This window comes from Actinoplanes teichomyceticus ATCC 31121 (assembly GCF_003711105.1).
Taxonomy (GTDB): Bacteria; Actinomycetota; Actinomycetes; order Mycobacteriales; family Micromonosporaceae; genus Actinoplanes; species Actinoplanes teichomyceticus.
Genome location: NZ_CP023865.1, coordinates 7,635,606 through 7,651,628 on the forward strand (window position 1 = coordinate 7,635,606; position 16,023 = coordinate 7,651,628).

Consider the following 16,023-nt stretch of genomic DNA (forward strand, 5'->3'; position numbering starts at 1 on the left):
GTACCCATCGGGGTGAACCTGCTGCTCGGCGTTCCGGCCATGATCCCGATACACCTCACCTGGTACATCGTGGCCAATGGTCCGCTGGCGGAGCTCGGGTGGACCGAGCAGTCCTGGACCTGGAACCCGAACGACGGTCTGCTCCCCCTGGTGACCATGGCCACGGTGCTGTTCGTGCTCTTCGGTTCGATCTGGGTGGGCGTGAACGCGTACATGCGATACCGGACGGCCGTACCGGCAACCCGGTACTGGCTCGCGTGCTCTGTCGCCACCCTGGCGCCGCTGTGCATTGATGCGGTCCGATAAAACTGGGAAAAGGTAGGGAAGCATGAAGCACAACGTGACGCGACGATCAGTTCTGAGAACCGCCGCCGTCGCCGGCGCCGCTGCCGCCGCCGGCCCGGCCCTGGCCGCCGCCCCGGCGTCGGCCGAGGAGCGCCGTGAGCGACAGCGCCCGGAAACGTCGGCGAACGGATGGCCGATCCAGCCGAACGCGGATGTCAGCTCGCTGGTATGGACCCGATCGGTGGCGGGCACGGGGTTGAGCGTCGCGGTGTGGATCGGTGACGTCGAGGCGATTCTGCTGCACGTGATCCGCCGTTTCCACTACGAGGTGGAGGAGATCCAGGGGATCGACCTGACCGGCTGGCAGGAGATCGGCAAGGTTCGCCGGGACCTGCCGGAGTCCAATCTCGCCTCCGGCACCGCGGTGCGCATCCGGCCGGGCGCCCGGGCCAAGGGTGGCTTCTTCCCCCTCCAGGAGCTGGCGCTGCGGGACATCCTGGCCGACTGCGAGGGTGTCGTGCGCTGGGGCGGCGACGACCGCCACGTGGACGAGTCGCTGTTCTACATCGCCGTCGGGCGGCAGGACGCCCGGCTCGCCAAGCTCGTCAACAAACTCCGCGGCTGGGAGGGCACCCCCGGCGAGGGCGCCGGCGTGACGGTGGACATCTCGTCCCAGGCGCGGCGTACCCGCGCGGAGGGCCTGGCCCGCGTCCAGCGCTCCTCCTGAGCTGCGGGCATCCGCGACGGCCGGCCGGCAGCGCCCGCACGCCTCGCGCTGACCCGTCGCCCATCCCGGCGCTGACCGCCGCTCCAGCGGCGGAAGAGCCCGCGGGGCCGGATCCCTCGACGGGGTCCGGCCCCGGTTCAGTTCCCGGTCAGACGTTTCAGCCGCCGAGCGGGAAGTCCCGTCGCGGCCGCCACGGCCCCTCGCCACCGTGCGAGAACAGCGTGAACGACGACACCGGGAAGCGGGCCGAGAAGCCGGCCAGGTCGTCGAAGACCGCGTCCAGCGCCTCCGGCGCCACGTCCTGCGCCACGGTGACGTGCGGGTGGTACGGGAACCGGCTGTCCCGGCGGATGTCCTCGGAGCGGGTGATCGCCTCGGCCAGCATCTCGCACTCGCTGATGCCCACCGCCAGGCTCACGAACACCACCTCGGTGACCGGCCGGAACGTGCCGGTCCCGCGCAGGTGGATGGTGAACGGCGGCTGCGCCGAGGCGACCGCCTCCAGATGCTTCTCCACCGCCGGCAGCGCGTCGGTGTCCACCTCGGTCGGGCCGAGCAGCGTGACGTGCGCCGGCGTCCAGGCGGCCTGCGGGTCACCGGCGTCCGCACGCCGGCGGGTCAGCATCGCGCCCCACGGCTCCGGGATGTCGATCGCCACGCCGATGCGGGTCCGGGCGGGGTCGTTCACCGGGGTCAGGCTCCCCGGGTGGGGCTGAGGAACCCCACATTCTTGTACGTCTTGGCGAGGGTGGCCGCCGAGACCGCGCGCGCCTTCTCGGCGCCGACCGCCAGGATCTTGTCCAGCTGTGCCTTGTCGTCCAGGTAGGCCTTGGTCCGCTCCTGGATCGGCTTGACGAACTCCACCAGCACCTCGGCCAGGTCCTTCTTCAGGTCGCCGTAGCCTCGCCCGTCGTACTGTTCGAGCAGCTCGTCGATGGTGCGCATGGTCAGCGCGGCGTACATGGTGAGCAGGTTGCTGATGCCGGGCTTGTTCACCTCGTCGTAGAGGATCTCCCGGCCGGTGTCGGTGACCGCCGACTTGATCTTCTTGGCCGAGCGGGCCGGGTCCTCCAGCAGCTCGATGATGCCGTTGGGCGAGGAGGCCGACTTGGACATCTTGATCGTCGGATCCTGCAGGTCGGTGATCTTGGCGGTGTCCTTGACGATGTACGCCGAGGGCATGGTGAAGGTCGGGCCGAAGCGGCTGTTGAACCGCTGCGCCAGGTCCCGGGTCAGCTCCAGGTGCTGCCGCTGGTCCTCGCCGACCGGCACCTGGTCGGCCTGGTAGAGCAGGATGTCGGCGGCCTGCAGGATCGGGTAGGTGAACAGGCCGACGGTGGTGCTGTCCTGCCCGGCCTTGGCCGACTTGTCCTTGAACTGCACCATCCGGCCGGCCTCGCCGAAGCCGGTGATGCAGCTGAGCACCCAGGAGAGCTGGGCGTGCTCGGGCACGTGCGACTGGACGAAGAGCGTGCACCGCTCCGGGTCCAGCCCGACCGCCAGCAGCTGGGCGGCGGACACCCGGGTGCGGTTGCGCAGCGCGGCCGGGTCGTGCCCCACGGTGATCGCGTGCAGATCGACCACGCAGTAGAACGCGTCGTGGGTCTCCTGCATCGCGACCCAGTTCCGCACGGCGCCGAGATAGTTGCCGAGGTGGAAGGAGTCGGCGGTCGGCTGGATGCCGGAGAGCACCCGTGGGCGGCGAGCATCGGACATGAACGCCATTGTGTCAGTGACCGTCCCCGTATGACCAACACCCCCGGCGCCCGCGCGGGCGCGCGGCCGGGGTCACGCGCCGGCCGGCGCGTGACCCCGGCCATCGACGCCGATGCCGGGTGGGCCCCGCGGCGCGCCGGCGAGCGACCCACGAGGGAACGTTATCGTTCGTGTTCATTGTTGTTGACTTTTGATCGTTCCGGAGTGAGACTCCGTGAGGGTGGACAGCATGTAGGCTCCCCTCCAGAGCCGCATCCGCCCCTGCTCGGGAGGTCTTTCTCTGTGAAACTGCTAGTCACCGGGGGCGCCGGTTACGTCGGAAGCGTGACCAGCCGGCTGCTGCTGGACGCCAGTCACGAGGTCGTCGTGCTGGACAACCTGCGCACCGGGTTCCGCGAGGCGGTGGCCCCGGACGCCACCTTCGTCGAGGCGGACATCGCCGACGCCGCACGGGTGCTCACGCCGGAGGCCGGCTTCGACGCGGTGCTGCACTTCGCCGGCCTGATCGCGGCCGGCGAGTCGATGGCCAAGCCGGAGCTCTACTGGCACGAGAACGTGGTGAAATCGCTGGCCCTGCTGGACGCCGTCCGCGCCGCCCGGGTGCCGCGGGTGATTTTCTCGTCCACCGCCGCGGTGTACGGCAACCCGGTCGAGGTGCCGATCAGCGAGTCCGCGGCCAAGGCCCCGACCAGCACGTACGGGTCGACCAAGCTGACCTTCGACCTGGCCCTGACGTCGGAGACGTTCGCGCACAACCTGGCCGCCGTCTCGCTGCGCTACTTCAACGTGGCCGGCGCGTACATCAGCGATGAGCACGAGATCGGCGAGCGGCACGACCCGGAGACCCACCTGATCCCGATCACCCTGCAGGCGGCCGCCGGCAAGCGGGACAAGCTGCAGCTGTTCGGCGACGACTACCCCACCCCGGACGGCACCTGCGTGCGCGACTACATCCACGTGGCGGACCTGGCCCGGGCGCACCTGCTGGCGCTGGACGCGGCCACCCCGGGCGAGCACCGGATCTACAACCTGGGCAACGGCAACGGCTTCTCCAACCGGCAGGTCGTCGAGGCGGCCCGCGAGGTCACCGGCGCCGCGATCCCGGTGGAGATCGCTCCCCGCCGCGACGGCGACCCGGCGACCCTGGTCGCCTCCTCCGAGCGGGCCCGCCGGGAGCTGGGCTGGGTGCCGGAGAAGAACACCCTGCAGGCGATGATCAGCGACGCCTGGACGTTCTACCGCAAGCACGTGGCATGAGCGGCGACGTCACGGCCGCGGCCGTCGCGGCCTTCACCGAGGCGTACGGCGCCGAGCCGGCCGGGCTGTGGGCCGCGCCCGGGCGGGTCAACCTGATCGGCGAGCACACCGACTACAACGACGGCTTCGTGCTGCCGTTCGCGCTGCCGCAGCGCACCGTCGCGGCGGCCGCCCCGTCCCCGGACGGCGTCTGGTCGGTCTGCTCCACGCTGGCGCCCGAGCCGGTGACCTTCGGGGTCACCGAGCCGGGCGAGGTGACCGGCTGGGGCGCGTACGTCGCCGGGGTGGTCTGGGCGCTGCGCGACGCCGGCTTCGAGCCGCCCGCCGCCCGCATCGCGCTCGCCTCCGAGGTGCCGCTCGGCTCGGGCCTGTCGTCGTCGGCCGCGCTGGAGTCGGCGGTGCTCACCGCGCTGATCGACCTGGGTGGCCTGGACGTCCCGCTCGAACGGCGCCCGGCGATCGCGCAGCGGGCGGAGAACCTGTACGTCGGGGCGCCCACCGGCATCCTGGACCAGTCGGCGTCGATCCGCTGCGAGGCCGGGCGGGCGCTGTTCCTGGACTGCCGGTCGTACGCGATCGAGCAGATCCCGTTCGATCTGGCCGCCGAGGGCCTGGCCATCCTGGTGATCAACAGCAACGCGCCGCACCAGCACGTCGACGGCGAGTACGGCGAGCGCCGCAAGAGCTGCGAGGAGTCCGCCGCCGCCCTGGGCGTGCCGGCCCTGCGCGACGTGGGCGTCACCGACCTGCCGGCGGCCCTGGACCGGCTCGGCGACGAGGTGCTGCGCAAGCGGACCCGGCACATCGTCACCGAGAACCAGCGGGTGCTCGACACCGTGACGCTGCTGCGCGCGGGCCGCGTCCGCGAGATCGGCCCGCTGCTGACCGCCTCGCACGCCTCGATGCGCGACGACTTCGAGATCACCGTGGCGCAGGTGGACGTGGCGGTGCAGGCCGCCCTGGCCGCCGGGGCGTACGGCGCCCGGATGACCGGCGGCGGCTTCGGCGGCTGCGTGCTGGCCCTGATCGACGCCGACCGGGCGGAGCCGACCGCGGAGGCGGTCGCCGCCGTCTACCGCGAGCACGGCTTCACCGCACCGACCAGCTGGGTCGCGGTGGCCGGACCGGGCGCGACGAGGCTGTGACGGCCGAACAGGTCGCCGTCGGGTAGCGTGCCGGGCCGGACCGGGCGCGACGAGGCTGTGACGGCCGAACAGGTCGCCGTCGGGTAGCGTGCCGGGCCCGACCGGGCGCGACGAGGCTGTGACGGCCGAACAGGTCGCCGTCGGGTAGCGTGCCGGGCCCGACCGGGCGCGACGAGGCTGTGACGGCCGAACAGGTCGCCGTCGGGTAGCGTGCCGGGCCCGACCGGGCGCGACGAGGCTGTGACGCTTTGATCGGTTCCGCGGCGGGTATGGCTGCGACATGACGACTGTGCCGAACCCGCCGCAGGAACACGACCAGCCCAACGAATTCGGCTTCGCCGGCGACCCGACCGGTCCGGAGCCCGCCGCGCACCTCACGGAGGGCGAGGGCGAGCGGATCGCGGTGCCGTCCGACGATCTCACCGGCGCCATCACCGGAGCGATCGAGGACGCCACCGACAACGACCGGGACTGACCCGCCGGTCGTTGCGGGCCTGCCTTTCGGCCGATCACCCGCAGGAGCGAGACCAGGTTCCGCCGGGCGGCGCCGAGGCTATGGTGTGCGCATGGGGGTCAGCCCACCGTATCCTCACGATGACACCGGGCAAGGTGTCTCCATCCGCGCGGACATCGCCGCCGACGCTGCCGCCGTCTCGCTGCTCACGGTGCACGGGCCCTGGGATCACCGGCTCCGCCGGGACACCTCGGTCTCGCTGCGCCGCTGCTTCACCGAGCATCCGGACGCGCTCATCGTCGATCTCAGCGGGCTGCGCGACCCGCACAGCGAGAGCGTGCCGACCTGGGTGACCGCCCGGGCGTTCGCCGCCGCCCTGCAACCGCCGGTGCACCTGGCCCTCTGCGTCCCGCCGGATCTGCCGCTGGCCGACCGGATGCAGGGCCTCGGCGCCGGCGGCCGCTGCCTGCCGGTCTACGCGAAGGTGGGGCAGGCCCGGGTGGCCGTGGCCGGCCGGATCCCGGGCGGCGACCGCCTGGCCACCACGCTGCGGCCGGACCCGGACGCGCCGGGCGCGGCCCGCCACCTGGTCAGCGACGCCTGTCTGGCGTGGGGACTGGCCCATCTGGCGCACCCCGGCCGGCTGGTGATCTCCGAGCTGGTGACGAACGCGGTGCGGCACGCCGGGACACCGATCCGCGTGGTGGTCACCCGGCGCGGTCCCGGCCTGCACCTGTCGGTCGGTGACGGCTCGCCGCGGATGCCGCGGGTGCTGCCCCAGGCTCGGCGCCGGGGTGAGCCGCTGGACGAGCACGGGCGCGGGCTGCACACCGTGCGGGAGACCGCCGAGCTGTGGGGCGCCGTGCCGACCGCGGAGGGCAAGGTGGTGTGGGCGACGGTCCGGGAGGCCCGGACCGTCGCGTCGCCTGAGGCGGGTTAGGACGCTTCCAGGATCATCCCGGCGGCCACCGTACGGTTGGTCGCCTCGTCGATCAGGATGAAGCCCCCGGTGGTGCGGTTGCGCCGGTACTCGTCGGCGAGCAGCGGCACCGTGGTGCGCAGCCGGACCCGGCCGATCTCGTTGAGCGCGAGCCCGTCCGCGGCCTCGTCGCGGTGCAGCGTGTTCACGTCGAGGCGGTACTGCAGGCCGCGCACCACGGTCCGGGCGGTCCGGGTGGTGTGCTTGATCGTGTACTTGCCGCCGACGCGCAGCGGGGCGCTCTCGTCCATCCAGCAGATCATCGCCTCGATGTCCTGGGCGACGGCCGGGGCGTTGTGCGGCCGGCAGATCATGTCGCCGCGCGAGATGTCGATCTCGTCGGTCAGCCGGACCGTCACCGACATCGGCGGGAACGCCTCGTCGACCGGCCCGTCCGCGGTGTCGATCGAGGCGATCGTGCTGGTCAGCCCGGACGGCAGAACCATCACCTCGTCGCCGGGCTTGAGCACGCCGGAGGCGACCTGGCCGGCGTAGCCGCGGTAGTCGGTGACCGTGGTGGACTGCGGGCGGATCACGTACTGCACCGGGAAGCGCACGTCGACCAGGTTGCGGTCGCTGGCGATGTGCACGTGCTCCAGGTGGTGCAGCAGGGAGGGACCCTCGTACCACGGGCTGGCGTCCGAGCGGGACGCGATGTTGTCGCCGTTGAGCGCCGAGATCGGGATGATCGTCAGGTCCGGGGCGTCCAGCTTCGCGGCGAACGAGGTGAACTCGTCGGCGATCTTGTCGTAGACCGCCTTGTCCCAGTCCACCAGGTCCATCTTGTTGATGCACAGCACCAGGTGCGGCACCCGCAGCAGCGAGGTGAGGAACGCGTGCCGGCGGGACTGCTCGACCAGGCCCTTGCGGGCGTCGACCAGGATCAGCGCCAGGTCGGCGGTGGAGGCGCCGGTGACCATGTTCCGGGTGTACTGGATGTGGCCCGGGGTGTCGGCGATGATGAACTTGCGCCGGGGGGTGGCGAAGTAGCGGTACGCCACGTCGATGGTGATGCCCTGCTCCCGCTCGGCCCGCAGGCCGTCGGTGAGCAGCGCCAGGTTGGTGTACTCGTCGCCCCGGGAGGCGCTGGCCGCCTCGACCGCCTCGAGCTGGTCGGCGAAGATCGTCTTGGTGTCGTACAGCAGCCGCCCGATGAGCGTCGACTTGCCGTCGTCGACGCTGCCCGCGGTGGCGAACCGCAGCAGGTCCATGCCGCGCGCGGAAGCGGCCTCCGGCTCCAGAGCTGCCTGGCTCATCAGAAGTAACCCTCTCGCTTGCGGTCTTCCATCGCGGCCTCGCTGACCTTGTCGTCGCCGCGGGTCGCGCCCCGCTCGGTGATCCGGGTCGCGGCGACCTCGTCGATCACCTTGTCCACCGTGTCGGCGTCGGAGAGCACCGCGGCGGTCTGCGACGCGTCGCCGACGGTGCGGTACCGCACCCGGCGGACCTGGGACGTCTCGCCGTCACGTAGCCGGATGAACTCGTTGACCGCGTAGAACATCCCGTCCCGTTCGACCACCTCGCGGTCGTGGGCGTAGTAGATGCTCGGCAGCGGGATCTGCTCCTTGGCGATGTAGTGCCAGACGTCCAGCTCGGTCCAGTTGGACAGCGGGAACACCCGGATCGACTCGCCCGGGTGGTGCCGGCCGTTGTACAGCGCCCAGAGCTCGGGCCGCTGGTTCTTCGGGTCCCACTGGCCGAACTCGTCGCGGAAGCTGAACATCCGCTCCTTGGCGCGGGCCTTCTCCTCGTCGCGCCGGGCCCCGCCGAAGAGCGCGTCGAAGCGGTACTTCTCGACCGCGTTGAGCAGCACCGGGGTCTGGATCCGGTTGCGGGTGCCGTCGGGCAGCTCGCGCACCAGACCGGTGTCGATCGCCTCCTGCACGCTGGCGATCACCAGGTTGAGGCCGAGCGCGGCCACCCGGCGGTCCCGGTACTCCAGCACCTCGGCGAAGTTGTGCCCGGTGTCGACGTGCATGACCGGGAACGGGATGCGTCCCGGCGCGAACGCCTTCTCCGCGAGGCGGAGCATGACGATCGAGTCCTTGCCGCCGGAGAAGAGCAGCACGGGGCGCTCGAACTCGGCCATGACCTCTCGCATGACGAAGATGCTCTCCGCTTCGAGTGCATCCAGATGCGAGACGCGATAGTCCTTCGTCTGGCTCATGGGTTCAGTCCCCAGACCTTTCGGGTGTCGGCGGCCGAGCTGAGCTCATCCTGCGATTTTCCACGGCCGTAGCCGGGTAGTCATTGTGTCCGAAGTTGCTTGCCGATCGCAGCAAGCAACCGAGGAGCGAGATCTTTACGACAAACAACCAGGTCAGGCAACTTCGGGTCGGCCCGGTTGTAGACCAGCGGGGAGCCGTCGACACGCGACGCGTGCAGTCCCGTGGCCAACGCCACAGCGACCGGGGCGGCCGAGTCCCACTCGTACTGCCCACCGGCGTGCACGTAGGCGTCCGCCTCGCCGCTGATCACCGCGGCGATCTTCACCCCGGCCGACCCCATCGGCACCAGCTCGGCGCCCAGGTCCTCGGCGAGCGCGGTGACGAACGCGGGCGGACGGGTCCGGCTGGCGGCGATCCGGATCGCGCCGCCGGTGGCCGACTCCAGCGGCATCGGCGGGTACGCCGGCGGATTGTCGGTGGCGATGGTGCGGTGCTGGGCCGGCATCGCGACCGCCCCCGCGCTCAGGCAGGCGGGGCTGGACGAGTCGGCGGTCCAGAGCGCCACGTGCACCGCCCAGTCGCTGCGCCCCTCCTCGGAGAACTCCCGGGTGCCGTCCAGCGGGTCGACGATCCACACCCGGGACGCGCCGAGCCGGTCCGGGCGTACCGTGTCCGGCTCGCCCTCACGCCAGGCCACCCGGGCGTGCTCGTCCTCCTCGGAGAGCACCGCGTCGGCCGGGCGCCAGCGGGCCAGCTCGGCACGCAGCAGGTCGTGCGCGGCCTTGTCACCGGCCGCCTTGAGCGCCTTGCCGTCGGCGTGCCCCATCTGCGCGCGCACCCGCAGCAGCTCCTGCCCGGCCCGATCGGCGAGCCAACGGGCGAAGGCGGCGTCGATGACCGGTGGCGCGCCGCTGTCGGCGCCGTCCCGCTGCCCGGTCACGCGTGCGGACACCTTCGTCTGCTCGCCCATCGTCTCGCTCCTCCATCCCACCGCGCACCGGCCGCTCGCGGAGCGAGCCGGAGGCTCCTCAATACGCTCCCGACGAGCGCACCACTGCAGTCATGGTCCTCAGCAGGATCACCAGATCCAAACTCAGAGACCAATTCTCGACATATCGCAAGTCGAGCCGCACCGCCTCTTCCCAGGAAAGATCCGATCTCCCGGACACCTGCCACAAGCCGGTCATTCCCGGCTTGACGGCCAGCCGGCGCCGCACATCGTCGGCGTAGGCGGCCACCTCCGTCGGCAGCGGCGGACGCGGCCCGACCAGCGACATCTGCCCGGCGACGACGTTGAGCAGCTGCGGGAGCTCGTCGAGCGAGAACCGGCGCAACCACCGCCCGACCGGGGTGACCCGGGGATCGTCACGGATCTTGAAGAGCACACCGTCGTGCTCGTTGAGATGCCTCAGCTCGCTGAGCCGAGCCTCGGCATCCACGTACATGCTGCGGAATTTGAAGATCCGGAACATCTGCCCGTCCCGCCCCACCCGCACCTGGCGAAAGAGTACCGGGCCACGGGACGTGACGCGCACGCAGAGCGCCACACCCAGCAGCACCGGAGCGAACAGGATCAGCAGCACGAGCGCGCCCACCCGATCGACGAGCTCCTTCACCAGGCGCGACCCGCCGTACAGCCGGGGATGCTCGACGTGCAGCATGGGCAGCCCGTCGAACGGCCGGATCGTGGTCCGCGCCCCGGCGACGTCCACCAGCGCGCTGGCCACCACCAGATCCACCTCGTCACGCTCCAGCCGCCAGGCCAGCCGGCGCACCGCCTCGCCGTCCAGCTCCGGGCAGCTGAGCACCACCACGGTGTCCGCGTCGGCCTGCTCCACCGCGGCCGCCACGTCGTCGAACGTGCCGTAGACCGGCAGGCCCACCTCGGCGCCGTCGGCGTTCGGCGGCAGGCAGGCGCCGACCACCTCCAGGCCGTGATACCGCTCGCGGCGCAGCTGCCGGGTGATCCCGATGACCGACAGCTCGTGCCCGACCACGATCACCCGGCGCAGCGCCTCGCCCCGGGCGCGGGCCAGATGCAGCCGCTTGCGCAGCGCGTACCGCAACACCAGCACCGCGACGACCGCGGACGGCAGGGCGGCCAACACGTAGGACCGGGCCAGGTCCAGGTCCAGCGCGTACGACGTCAGGGCCACCCCGGCGATCAACCCCACGCCGCCCCGGATCACCCGCTGGTACTCGTCGGCGCCGACGAACAGGTAGCGCCGCTCGTACGCCCGCGCCACCGCCAGCACCGCCAGCAGGACGACCGGCAGCAGCGCGGAGAGCATGATGTAGGCACGGTTGTACGTGGTGACCTGGTCGCCGAACCGGAGCCCGAACCCGGCCGCCCCGGCCGCGATCCCGGCCGCGAGATCGGCCAGCACCAGGGTGCGTACGTACCGGCCCTCCCACCGCTGACGCCGCGACATCGCCGCATGCCGGCCCCGCGCCCGGACGAACGGCCGGCTCACCGGCCGGGCCGCCACGGACCGGTTCAGCCGCCGCGACCAGTGCCGCTCGACGGCGCGGTTGCGCGCCGGATCGGCCACACCGCGCACCACGCACGGCGGCCCGTTCTCGGCCCGCCGCACCTCGGACCCGGCCGGCGCGGGGCTCGACGGCGCCACCGGCCCCGGGATCCGGGCGTTGCGGCCGGCGTGCCGTGTCGGCGGGCGCTGCGGGCCGTGGTTGGCGGACGGATGGTGGGCCGGGATCGTGCCGGGCGGCGGCTCGGCCGCGGCATTGGCTCGGACAGCCGGCGGGCCGATGTCGGGTTCGGTCAACGCGCCCGTCCGACCCTCGGACACGTCCTGCGACATCCCCCGAACCCCCCGTCACGTCGGCGGCGCACCGGAAGCGTGCGCCTGTGGTAACCAACGGTCGGACGGCTGACCCGTCACGGTATGACTAGGCGGACAAAACTACCCAAAAGGTCACGCCATTCGGTCCGGACCATCAACTTCCGTGGTACTTGTTCTGCGCCCACTCGACACCTTCGAGCACGATCGCCTCCACCACGTCGGCCGCCCGGTCCACGAGGAAGTCCAGCTCCTTGCGCTCCGCCGCGGAGAAATCGGAGAGCACGAAGTCAGCCGGATCCTGCCGCCCCGGAGGCCGCCCGATGCCGAAGCGCACTCGCGCGTAGTCCTTGCTCCCCAGCGACTTCGACATCGAGCGCAGCCCGTTGTGGCCACCCTCGCCGCCGCCGCGTTTCGCCCGAACCTGGCCGAACGGCACATCGAGCTCATCATGCACCGCGATCACATGGGCCACCGGCACTTTGAAAAACTGCGCCAACGACACCACCGGCGCGCCGGACAGGTTCATGTACGTCAGCGGCTTCACCAGCACCAGCTTCGGGCCGCTGTACTGTCCGGTCCGCAGCAGCCGGCCCTCCCCGGCCTCCGCCTGCGCCCGCTTCGCCCGGCCCAGCTTCGCCCCCACCCGGGACGCCAGCAGATCGGCCACCATGAAGCCCACGTTGTGCCGGTTGCCGGCGTACTCCCGGCCCGGATTGCCCAGGCCCACCACCAGCCACGGCGCCTCGTCGCTCACCCTCTCCGCCTCCCCGGATACACATCAGGGAAAGTGCCGACCGACACTTTCCCTGATGACTTGCTTACCGCGTTGCCTCGACGCGCTCCAGCGTCAGAACTACTCCGCCGCGCCCTCGGCGGAGTTGCCCTCAGCGGCGCCTTCCTCGGCCGCCGTGGTGTTCTGCTGCGCGGCGTTGACGACCGCCAGCACCACGTCCGCCTCGACCGCCAGCTCCACGCCCTGCGGGAGCTTCACGTCGCCGGCGGTGACGTGCGAACCGGCCTCCAGGCCGTCGATCGACACCTCGAGCTCCGACGGCAGGTGCAGCGCGTCGGCCACCACGGAGACCGTGTTGGACTCGTGCACGATCAGGGTGTTCTTCGCGGCCTCACCGGTGAAGGTCACCGGGATGTCCACCTGAACCTTCTCGCCCCGCTTCACGATCAGCAGGTCGACGTGCTCGTAGGTGTCCTTGATCGGGTCACGCTGGATCGCCTTCGGCAGCGCCAGGGTGGCGGCCGGGTTACCGGCGATGTCGATGGTGAAAATCTGGTTCAGACCGCCATGCCGGATGGCGGCCGCGAACTCACGGGCCGGCAGGGCGATGTGCTGCGGCGCCTCGCCGTGGCCGTACAGCACGGCAGGCACCAAACCGGCCCGGCGCGTGCGACGGGCACCACCCTTGCCGAACTCGGTACGGGGCTCGGCGCTGATCTTTACCTCGGACACGGGGAAACTCCTGAAACTCTTCGATGCGGGCTGCGTCTAAGTCTGCGGCTGCGGTATTCCGGCAGTGCTTCGGTGGTGATCGCCGACGGCGCGGAAGCCGTCGCCGGCGCTGCCGGGCAAGGGGGCGCGCTGGGCACAGGCCCGGAGCACCGCGTCGATCACGGCGCCTCGAGCGGACTGCGAACCTCAGCAGACCGCGGGGCACCCTCGCCGTGGCAACCGCACTAGCTTACCTTCTGCGATCGGGTGGAAATCAGCGGGTCCGGCGTCCGCGTGGCAACCACGCGAAAATGCACCCAAAAGAACGTCACAGCCGCACCGGCCACCACACGCGAGAGCGCCCGCCACCGGCCACAGCCGGCGGCGGACGCCCTCACCCCTCGTGAATCAGCTGAGTCCACCGAACAGGGTGGTCACCGACCCGTCGTCGAACACCTCACGGATCGCCCGCGCCAGCAGCGGCGCGATGGAAAGCACAGTGATCTTGTCCAGCCGCTTCTCCGGCGCCAGCGGCAACGTGTTCGTCACCACCAGCTCGGAGATCCGGCTGTTCTTCAACCGCTCGGTCGCCGGATCCGACAGCAGCGCGTGCGTCGACGCCACGATCACGTCCGCCGCGCCCTCGTCGAACAGGATGTCCGCGGCCTTCGTGATCGTCCCACCGGTGTCGATCATGTCGTCCACGATCAGGCAGACCCGGCCCTCGACCTCGCCCACCACCCGGTTCGCCACCACCTGGTTCGGCTTCAGCGGATCCCGGGTCTTGTGGATGAACGCCAGCGGGCACCCGCCCAGCCGGTCCGTCCAGCGCTCCGCCACCCGCACCCGGCCGGAGTCCGGCGCCACCACGGTCATCGGCCGGCCCGCGAACTTGCGCTCGACATATTCGGCCAGGATGTCCATCGCGAACAGGTGATCGACCGGGCCGTCGAAGAAGCCCTGGATCTGCGCCGTGTGCAGGTCCACCGTCAGGATCCGGTTCGCCCCCGCGGTCTTCAGCAGATCGGCCACCAGCCGGGCCGAGATCGGCTCCCGGCCCCGGTGCTTCTTGTCCTGCCGCGAGTACGGGTAGAACGGCAGCACCACGGTGATCCGCTTCGCCGAGCCACGCTTCAACGCGTCCACCATGATCAGCGTCTCCATGACCCAGCGGTTCACCCCCTCGGTGACCGACTGCACCACGAACGCGTCGGAACCGCGCACGGACTCCTTGAACCGGACGAAGATCTCACCGTTGGCAAACTCGTACGAGTCCGACGGGGTCGGCGCCACACCGAGCACCTGACCGATCTCCTCAGCCAGTTCCGGGAAGCCCCGGCCGGTGAAAAGCATCAAACTCTTACGGTTCTCCGCGACGATGCTGCCCATCGGCTCGCTGCTCCCGTTGACCTAGGGGGTGGGTTCGGAGTGAAGTATCCCTGGCGGACACGTAACCGCCATGTTTCCGAGGCATGACGTGGGATGCCTCACCCCCGCTGGATCACTCCTGCTCAGGAGTGATAACCCGGGCCTGCTCAGCCGCCTCCGCCGACACCGTGCCCGGCCGCTTCACCGCCACCCAGCCCTCGATGTTGCGCTGCTGCGGCCGGGTCACCCCCAGGCTGCCCGCCGGCACATCCTTGACCACCGCGGAGCCCGCCGCCACGTACGCGCCCGGCCCGATCTCCACCGGCGCGATGAGCACCGAATCCGAGCCGACGAACGCCGCGTCACCGACCACGGTCCGGCTCTTGCGTACCCCGTCGTAGTTGGCGAAGATCGTGCCGGCGCCGATGTTCGCCTTCGCCCCGATCCGGGCATCACCCACGTAGGACAGGTGCGGCACCTTCGCGCCCTCGCCGAGCTCCGCGTTCTTCGTCTCGACGAACCCGCCGACCTTCGCCTTGCGGGCCAGCCGCGTCCCCGGGCGCAGGTAGGAGAACGGACCCACGGACGCCTCCGGGCCGATCACCGCGCCCACCGCGTGGGTACGCAGAACCGTCGCGCCCTCGGCCACCACCGTGTCCACCAGGGTGGAATCCGGGCCCACCACCGCGCCCCGGGCCACCGACGACGTACCGGAGATCTGACAGTTCTGATCCACCACCGCATCCGGCTCCAGCGTCGCCGTCACGTCGATCCACGTCGTCGCCGGGTCCAGCAACAGCACGCCCGAGCGCATCCACGCGTCGTTGACCCGGTCACGCATCAGCACCCGCAGGCGCGCCAGCTCCGCCCGGTCGTTGCAGCCCAGCGTCTCGTACGCGAACTCGGCCACCTCGATCGCCACCGGCTGACCCTGACCGGCCAGAATCCCGAAGACGTCGGTCAGGTACTCCTCGCCCTGCGCGTTGTCGGTCGACAGCTTGCCCAGCGCCTCCCGCAGCAGCACCGCGTCGAACGCGTAGATCCCCGAGTTGATCTCCCGGATCGCCAGCTGCTCCGGCGACGCGTCCTTCGCCTCGACGATCCGCTCCAGGTTCCCGGCCCCGTCCCGCACGATCCGGCCCAGCCCGGCCGGCTCCGCCACCTCGGCGCTCAGCACGGTCGCCGCCGCGCCGGTGCGCTCGTGCGTGGCCAGCAGCGCCTCCACCGTCTCCGGGCGCAGCAGCGGCACGTCCCCGCTGAGCACCACCACGGTCCCGGTCAGCTCGGGCGCGGCCTCCAGCGCGATGCGCACCGCGTGCCCGGTCCCGTTCTGCTGCGCCTGCAGCACCGGCGTCGCCTCCGGCGCGGTCTCGGCCAGGAACGCGCCGACCTGGTCGGCCTTGTGCCCGACCACGACCAGGGTGCGATCGGTCTTGATCGCCGCGGAGACGGCCAGCACGTGGCCGAGCAGGGTGCGCCCCAGCAGGGGCTGCAGCACCTTGGGGGTCGCGGACTTCATCCGCTTGCCCTCACCGGCGGCGAGGACGACAACGGTACGGCTGGGGGCCTGACTCACACGCAACTCCATCGTTTGCAGTGGCATCTCGTCGGCGACCGCGCGAGTCTCGGCGGGGCTCACCACATGAACCCACGAAGCCGCGGCTTATACCACATAA

The 16,023-nt window shown here is 71.1% G+C and carries 16 protein-coding genes; 6 read left to right on the top strand and 10 right to left on the bottom strand.

Annotation, left to right across the window (positions count from 1 at the left end; translation table 11 throughout):
* Positions 1 to 12 precede the first annotated feature (12 nt).
* Positions 13 to 306 (top strand): hypothetical protein, encoded by a 294-nt coding sequence (locus ACTEI_RS33535; RefSeq protein ID WP_239082147.1) that lies wholly within the window; start codon positions 13 to 15, stop codon positions 304 to 306.
* 22 nt (positions 307 to 328) lie between these two features.
* The gene (locus tag ACTEI_RS33540; RefSeq protein ID WP_122981302.1) at positions 329 to 1,012 is read left to right on the top strand and encodes a hypothetical protein; all 684 of its coding nucleotides are present in this window, start codon (positions 329 to 331) and stop codon (positions 1,010 to 1,012) included.
* A 157-nt stretch (positions 1,013 to 1,169) separates the two neighbouring features.
* Here ACTEI_RS33540 and ACTEI_RS33545 read toward each other — a convergent pair whose 3' ends face one another.
* On the bottom strand, positions 1,170 to 1,700 hold the full coding sequence (locus tag ACTEI_RS33545) for a 2'-5' RNA ligase family protein (RefSeq protein ID WP_122981303.1): 531 nt from the start codon (positions 1,698 to 1,700) through the stop codon (positions 1,170 to 1,172).
* 5 nt (positions 1,701 to 1,705) lie between these two features.
* A complete protein-coding gene (trpS, locus tag ACTEI_RS33550; RefSeq protein WP_122982580.1) occupies positions 1,706 to 2,728 on the bottom strand; it encodes a tryptophan--tRNA ligase in 1,023 nt (340 codons plus the stop codon).
* 282 nt (positions 2,729 to 3,010) lie between these two features.
* On the opposite strand from trpS, the gene galE reads away from it, so the two are divergent.
* The 4 genes from galE to ACTEI_RS33570 all read left to right on the top strand — a co-directional run bounded on the left by galE (position 3,011) and on the right by ACTEI_RS33570 (position 6,524).
* Positions 3,011 to 3,985, top strand: a complete 975-nt coding sequence (gene galE, locus ACTEI_RS33555; RefSeq protein WP_122981304.1) for a UDP-glucose 4-epimerase GalE — start codon at positions 3,011 to 3,013, stop codon at positions 3,983 to 3,985.
* Positions 3,982 to 5,130: a galactokinase gene (galK, locus tag ACTEI_RS33560; protein WP_122981305.1), complete on the top strand. Its 1,149-nt coding sequence runs from the start codon at positions 3,982 to 3,984 to the stop codon at positions 5,128 to 5,130. The genes galE and galK overlap by 4 nt, the downstream gene beginning before the upstream one ends.
* A gap of 280 nt (positions 5,131 to 5,410) precedes the next feature.
* A complete protein-coding gene (locus ACTEI_RS33565; protein WP_122981306.1) occupies positions 5,411 to 5,605 on the top strand; it encodes a hypothetical protein in 195 nt (64 codons plus the stop codon).
* 91 nt (positions 5,606 to 5,696) lie between these two features.
* Positions 5,697 to 6,524, top strand: coding sequence for an ATP-binding protein (locus tag ACTEI_RS33570; protein ID WP_122981307.1), 828 nt, complete (start codon positions 5,697 to 5,699; stop codon positions 6,522 to 6,524).
* Here the strand turns inward: ACTEI_RS33570 and ACTEI_RS33575 are convergent.
* From ACTEI_RS33575 to glmU, 8 genes are all read right to left on the bottom strand, one after another.
* On the bottom strand, positions 6,521 to 7,819 hold the full coding sequence (locus ACTEI_RS33575; protein ID WP_122981308.1) for a sulfate adenylyltransferase subunit 1: 1,299 nt from the start codon (positions 7,817 to 7,819) through the stop codon (positions 6,521 to 6,523). The two genes, ACTEI_RS33570 and ACTEI_RS33575, sit on opposite strands and share 4 nt — an antisense overlap.
* The gene (cysD, locus tag ACTEI_RS33580; RefSeq protein ID WP_122981309.1) at positions 7,819 to 8,730 is read right to left on the bottom strand and encodes a sulfate adenylyltransferase subunit CysD; all 912 of its coding nucleotides are present in this window, start codon (positions 8,728 to 8,730) and stop codon (positions 7,819 to 7,821) included. Before cysD ends, ACTEI_RS33575 begins: the two co-directional genes overlap by 1 nt.
* Before the next feature lie 80 nt (positions 8,731 to 8,810).
* A complete protein-coding gene (locus ACTEI_RS33585) occupies positions 8,811 to 9,701 on the bottom strand; it encodes a 3'(2'),5'-bisphosphate nucleotidase CysQ (protein ID WP_122981310.1) in 891 nt (296 codons plus the stop codon).
* 58 nt (positions 9,702 to 9,759) lie between these two features.
* The gene (locus ACTEI_RS33590; protein ID WP_122981311.1) at positions 9,760 to 11,553 is read right to left on the bottom strand and encodes an exopolysaccharide biosynthesis polyprenyl glycosylphosphotransferase; all 1,794 of its coding nucleotides are present in this window, start codon (positions 11,551 to 11,553) and stop codon (positions 9,760 to 9,762) included.
* A gap of 136 nt (positions 11,554 to 11,689) precedes the next feature.
* Positions 11,690 to 12,289: an aminoacyl-tRNA hydrolase gene (gene pth, locus ACTEI_RS33595; protein WP_122981312.1), complete on the bottom strand. Its 600-nt coding sequence runs from the start codon at positions 12,287 to 12,289 to the stop codon at positions 11,690 to 11,692.
* A gap of 99 nt (positions 12,290 to 12,388) precedes the next feature.
* The gene (locus ACTEI_RS33600; RefSeq protein ID WP_122981313.1) at positions 12,389 to 13,000 is read right to left on the bottom strand and encodes a 50S ribosomal protein L25/general stress protein Ctc; all 612 of its coding nucleotides are present in this window, start codon (positions 12,998 to 13,000) and stop codon (positions 12,389 to 12,391) included.
* 387 nt (positions 13,001 to 13,387) lie between these two features.
* Positions 13,388 to 14,368 carry a ribose-phosphate diphosphokinase gene (locus tag ACTEI_RS33605; protein ID WP_122981314.1) on the bottom strand — a complete coding sequence of 327 codons (981 nt, stop codon included), beginning with the start codon at positions 14,366 to 14,368 and terminating at the stop codon, positions 13,388 to 13,390.
* A 112-nt stretch (positions 14,369 to 14,480) separates the two neighbouring features.
* Positions 14,481 to 15,923 (bottom strand): bifunctional UDP-N-acetylglucosamine diphosphorylase/glucosamine-1-phosphate N-acetyltransferase GlmU, encoded by a 1,443-nt coding sequence (gene glmU, locus ACTEI_RS33610; protein ID WP_122981315.1) that lies wholly within the window; start codon positions 15,921 to 15,923, stop codon positions 14,481 to 14,483.
* Positions 15,924 to 16,023: the final 100 nt, after the last annotated feature.

What these genes read in the sequence shown, in the direction of transcription:
- ACTEI_RS33605 (WP_122981314.1), bottom strand. Translation starts at nt 14,368, where the DNA reads ATGGGCAGCATCGTCGCGGAGAACCGTAAGAGTTTGATGCTTTTCACC.
- ACTEI_RS33575 (WP_122981308.1), bottom strand. Translation starts at nt 7,819, where the DNA reads ATGAGCCAGGCAGCTCTGGAGCCGGAGGCCGCTTCCGCGCGCGGCATG.
- ACTEI_RS33565 (WP_122981306.1), top strand. Translation starts at nt 5,411, where the DNA reads ATGACGACTGTGCCGAACCCGCCGCAGGAACACGACCAGCCCAACGAA.
- galK (WP_122981305.1), top strand. Translation starts at nt 3,982, where the DNA reads ATGAGCGGCGACGTCACGGCCGCGGCCGTCGCGGCCTTCACCGAGGCG.
- cysD (WP_122981309.1), bottom strand. Translation starts at nt 8,730, where the DNA reads ATGAGCCAGACGAAGGACTATCGCGTCTCGCATCTGGATGCACTCGAA.
- ACTEI_RS33590 (WP_122981311.1), bottom strand. Translation starts at nt 11,553, where the DNA reads ATGTCGCAGGACGTGTCCGAGGGTCGGACGGGCGCGTTGACCGAACCC.
- ACTEI_RS33585 (WP_122981310.1), bottom strand. Translation starts at nt 9,701, where the DNA reads ATGGGCGAGCAGACGAAGGTGTCCGCACGCGTGACCGGGCAGCGGGAC.
- ACTEI_RS33540 (WP_122981302.1), top strand. Translation starts at nt 329, where the DNA reads ATGAAGCACAACGTGACGCGACGATCAGTTCTGAGAACCGCCGCCGTC.
- trpS (WP_122982580.1), bottom strand. Translation starts at nt 2,728, where the DNA reads ATGTCCGATGCTCGCCGCCCACGGGTGCTCTCCGGCATCCAGCCGACC.
- ACTEI_RS33570 (WP_122981307.1), top strand. Translation starts at nt 5,697, where the DNA reads ATGGGGGTCAGCCCACCGTATCCTCACGATGACACCGGGCAAGGTGTC.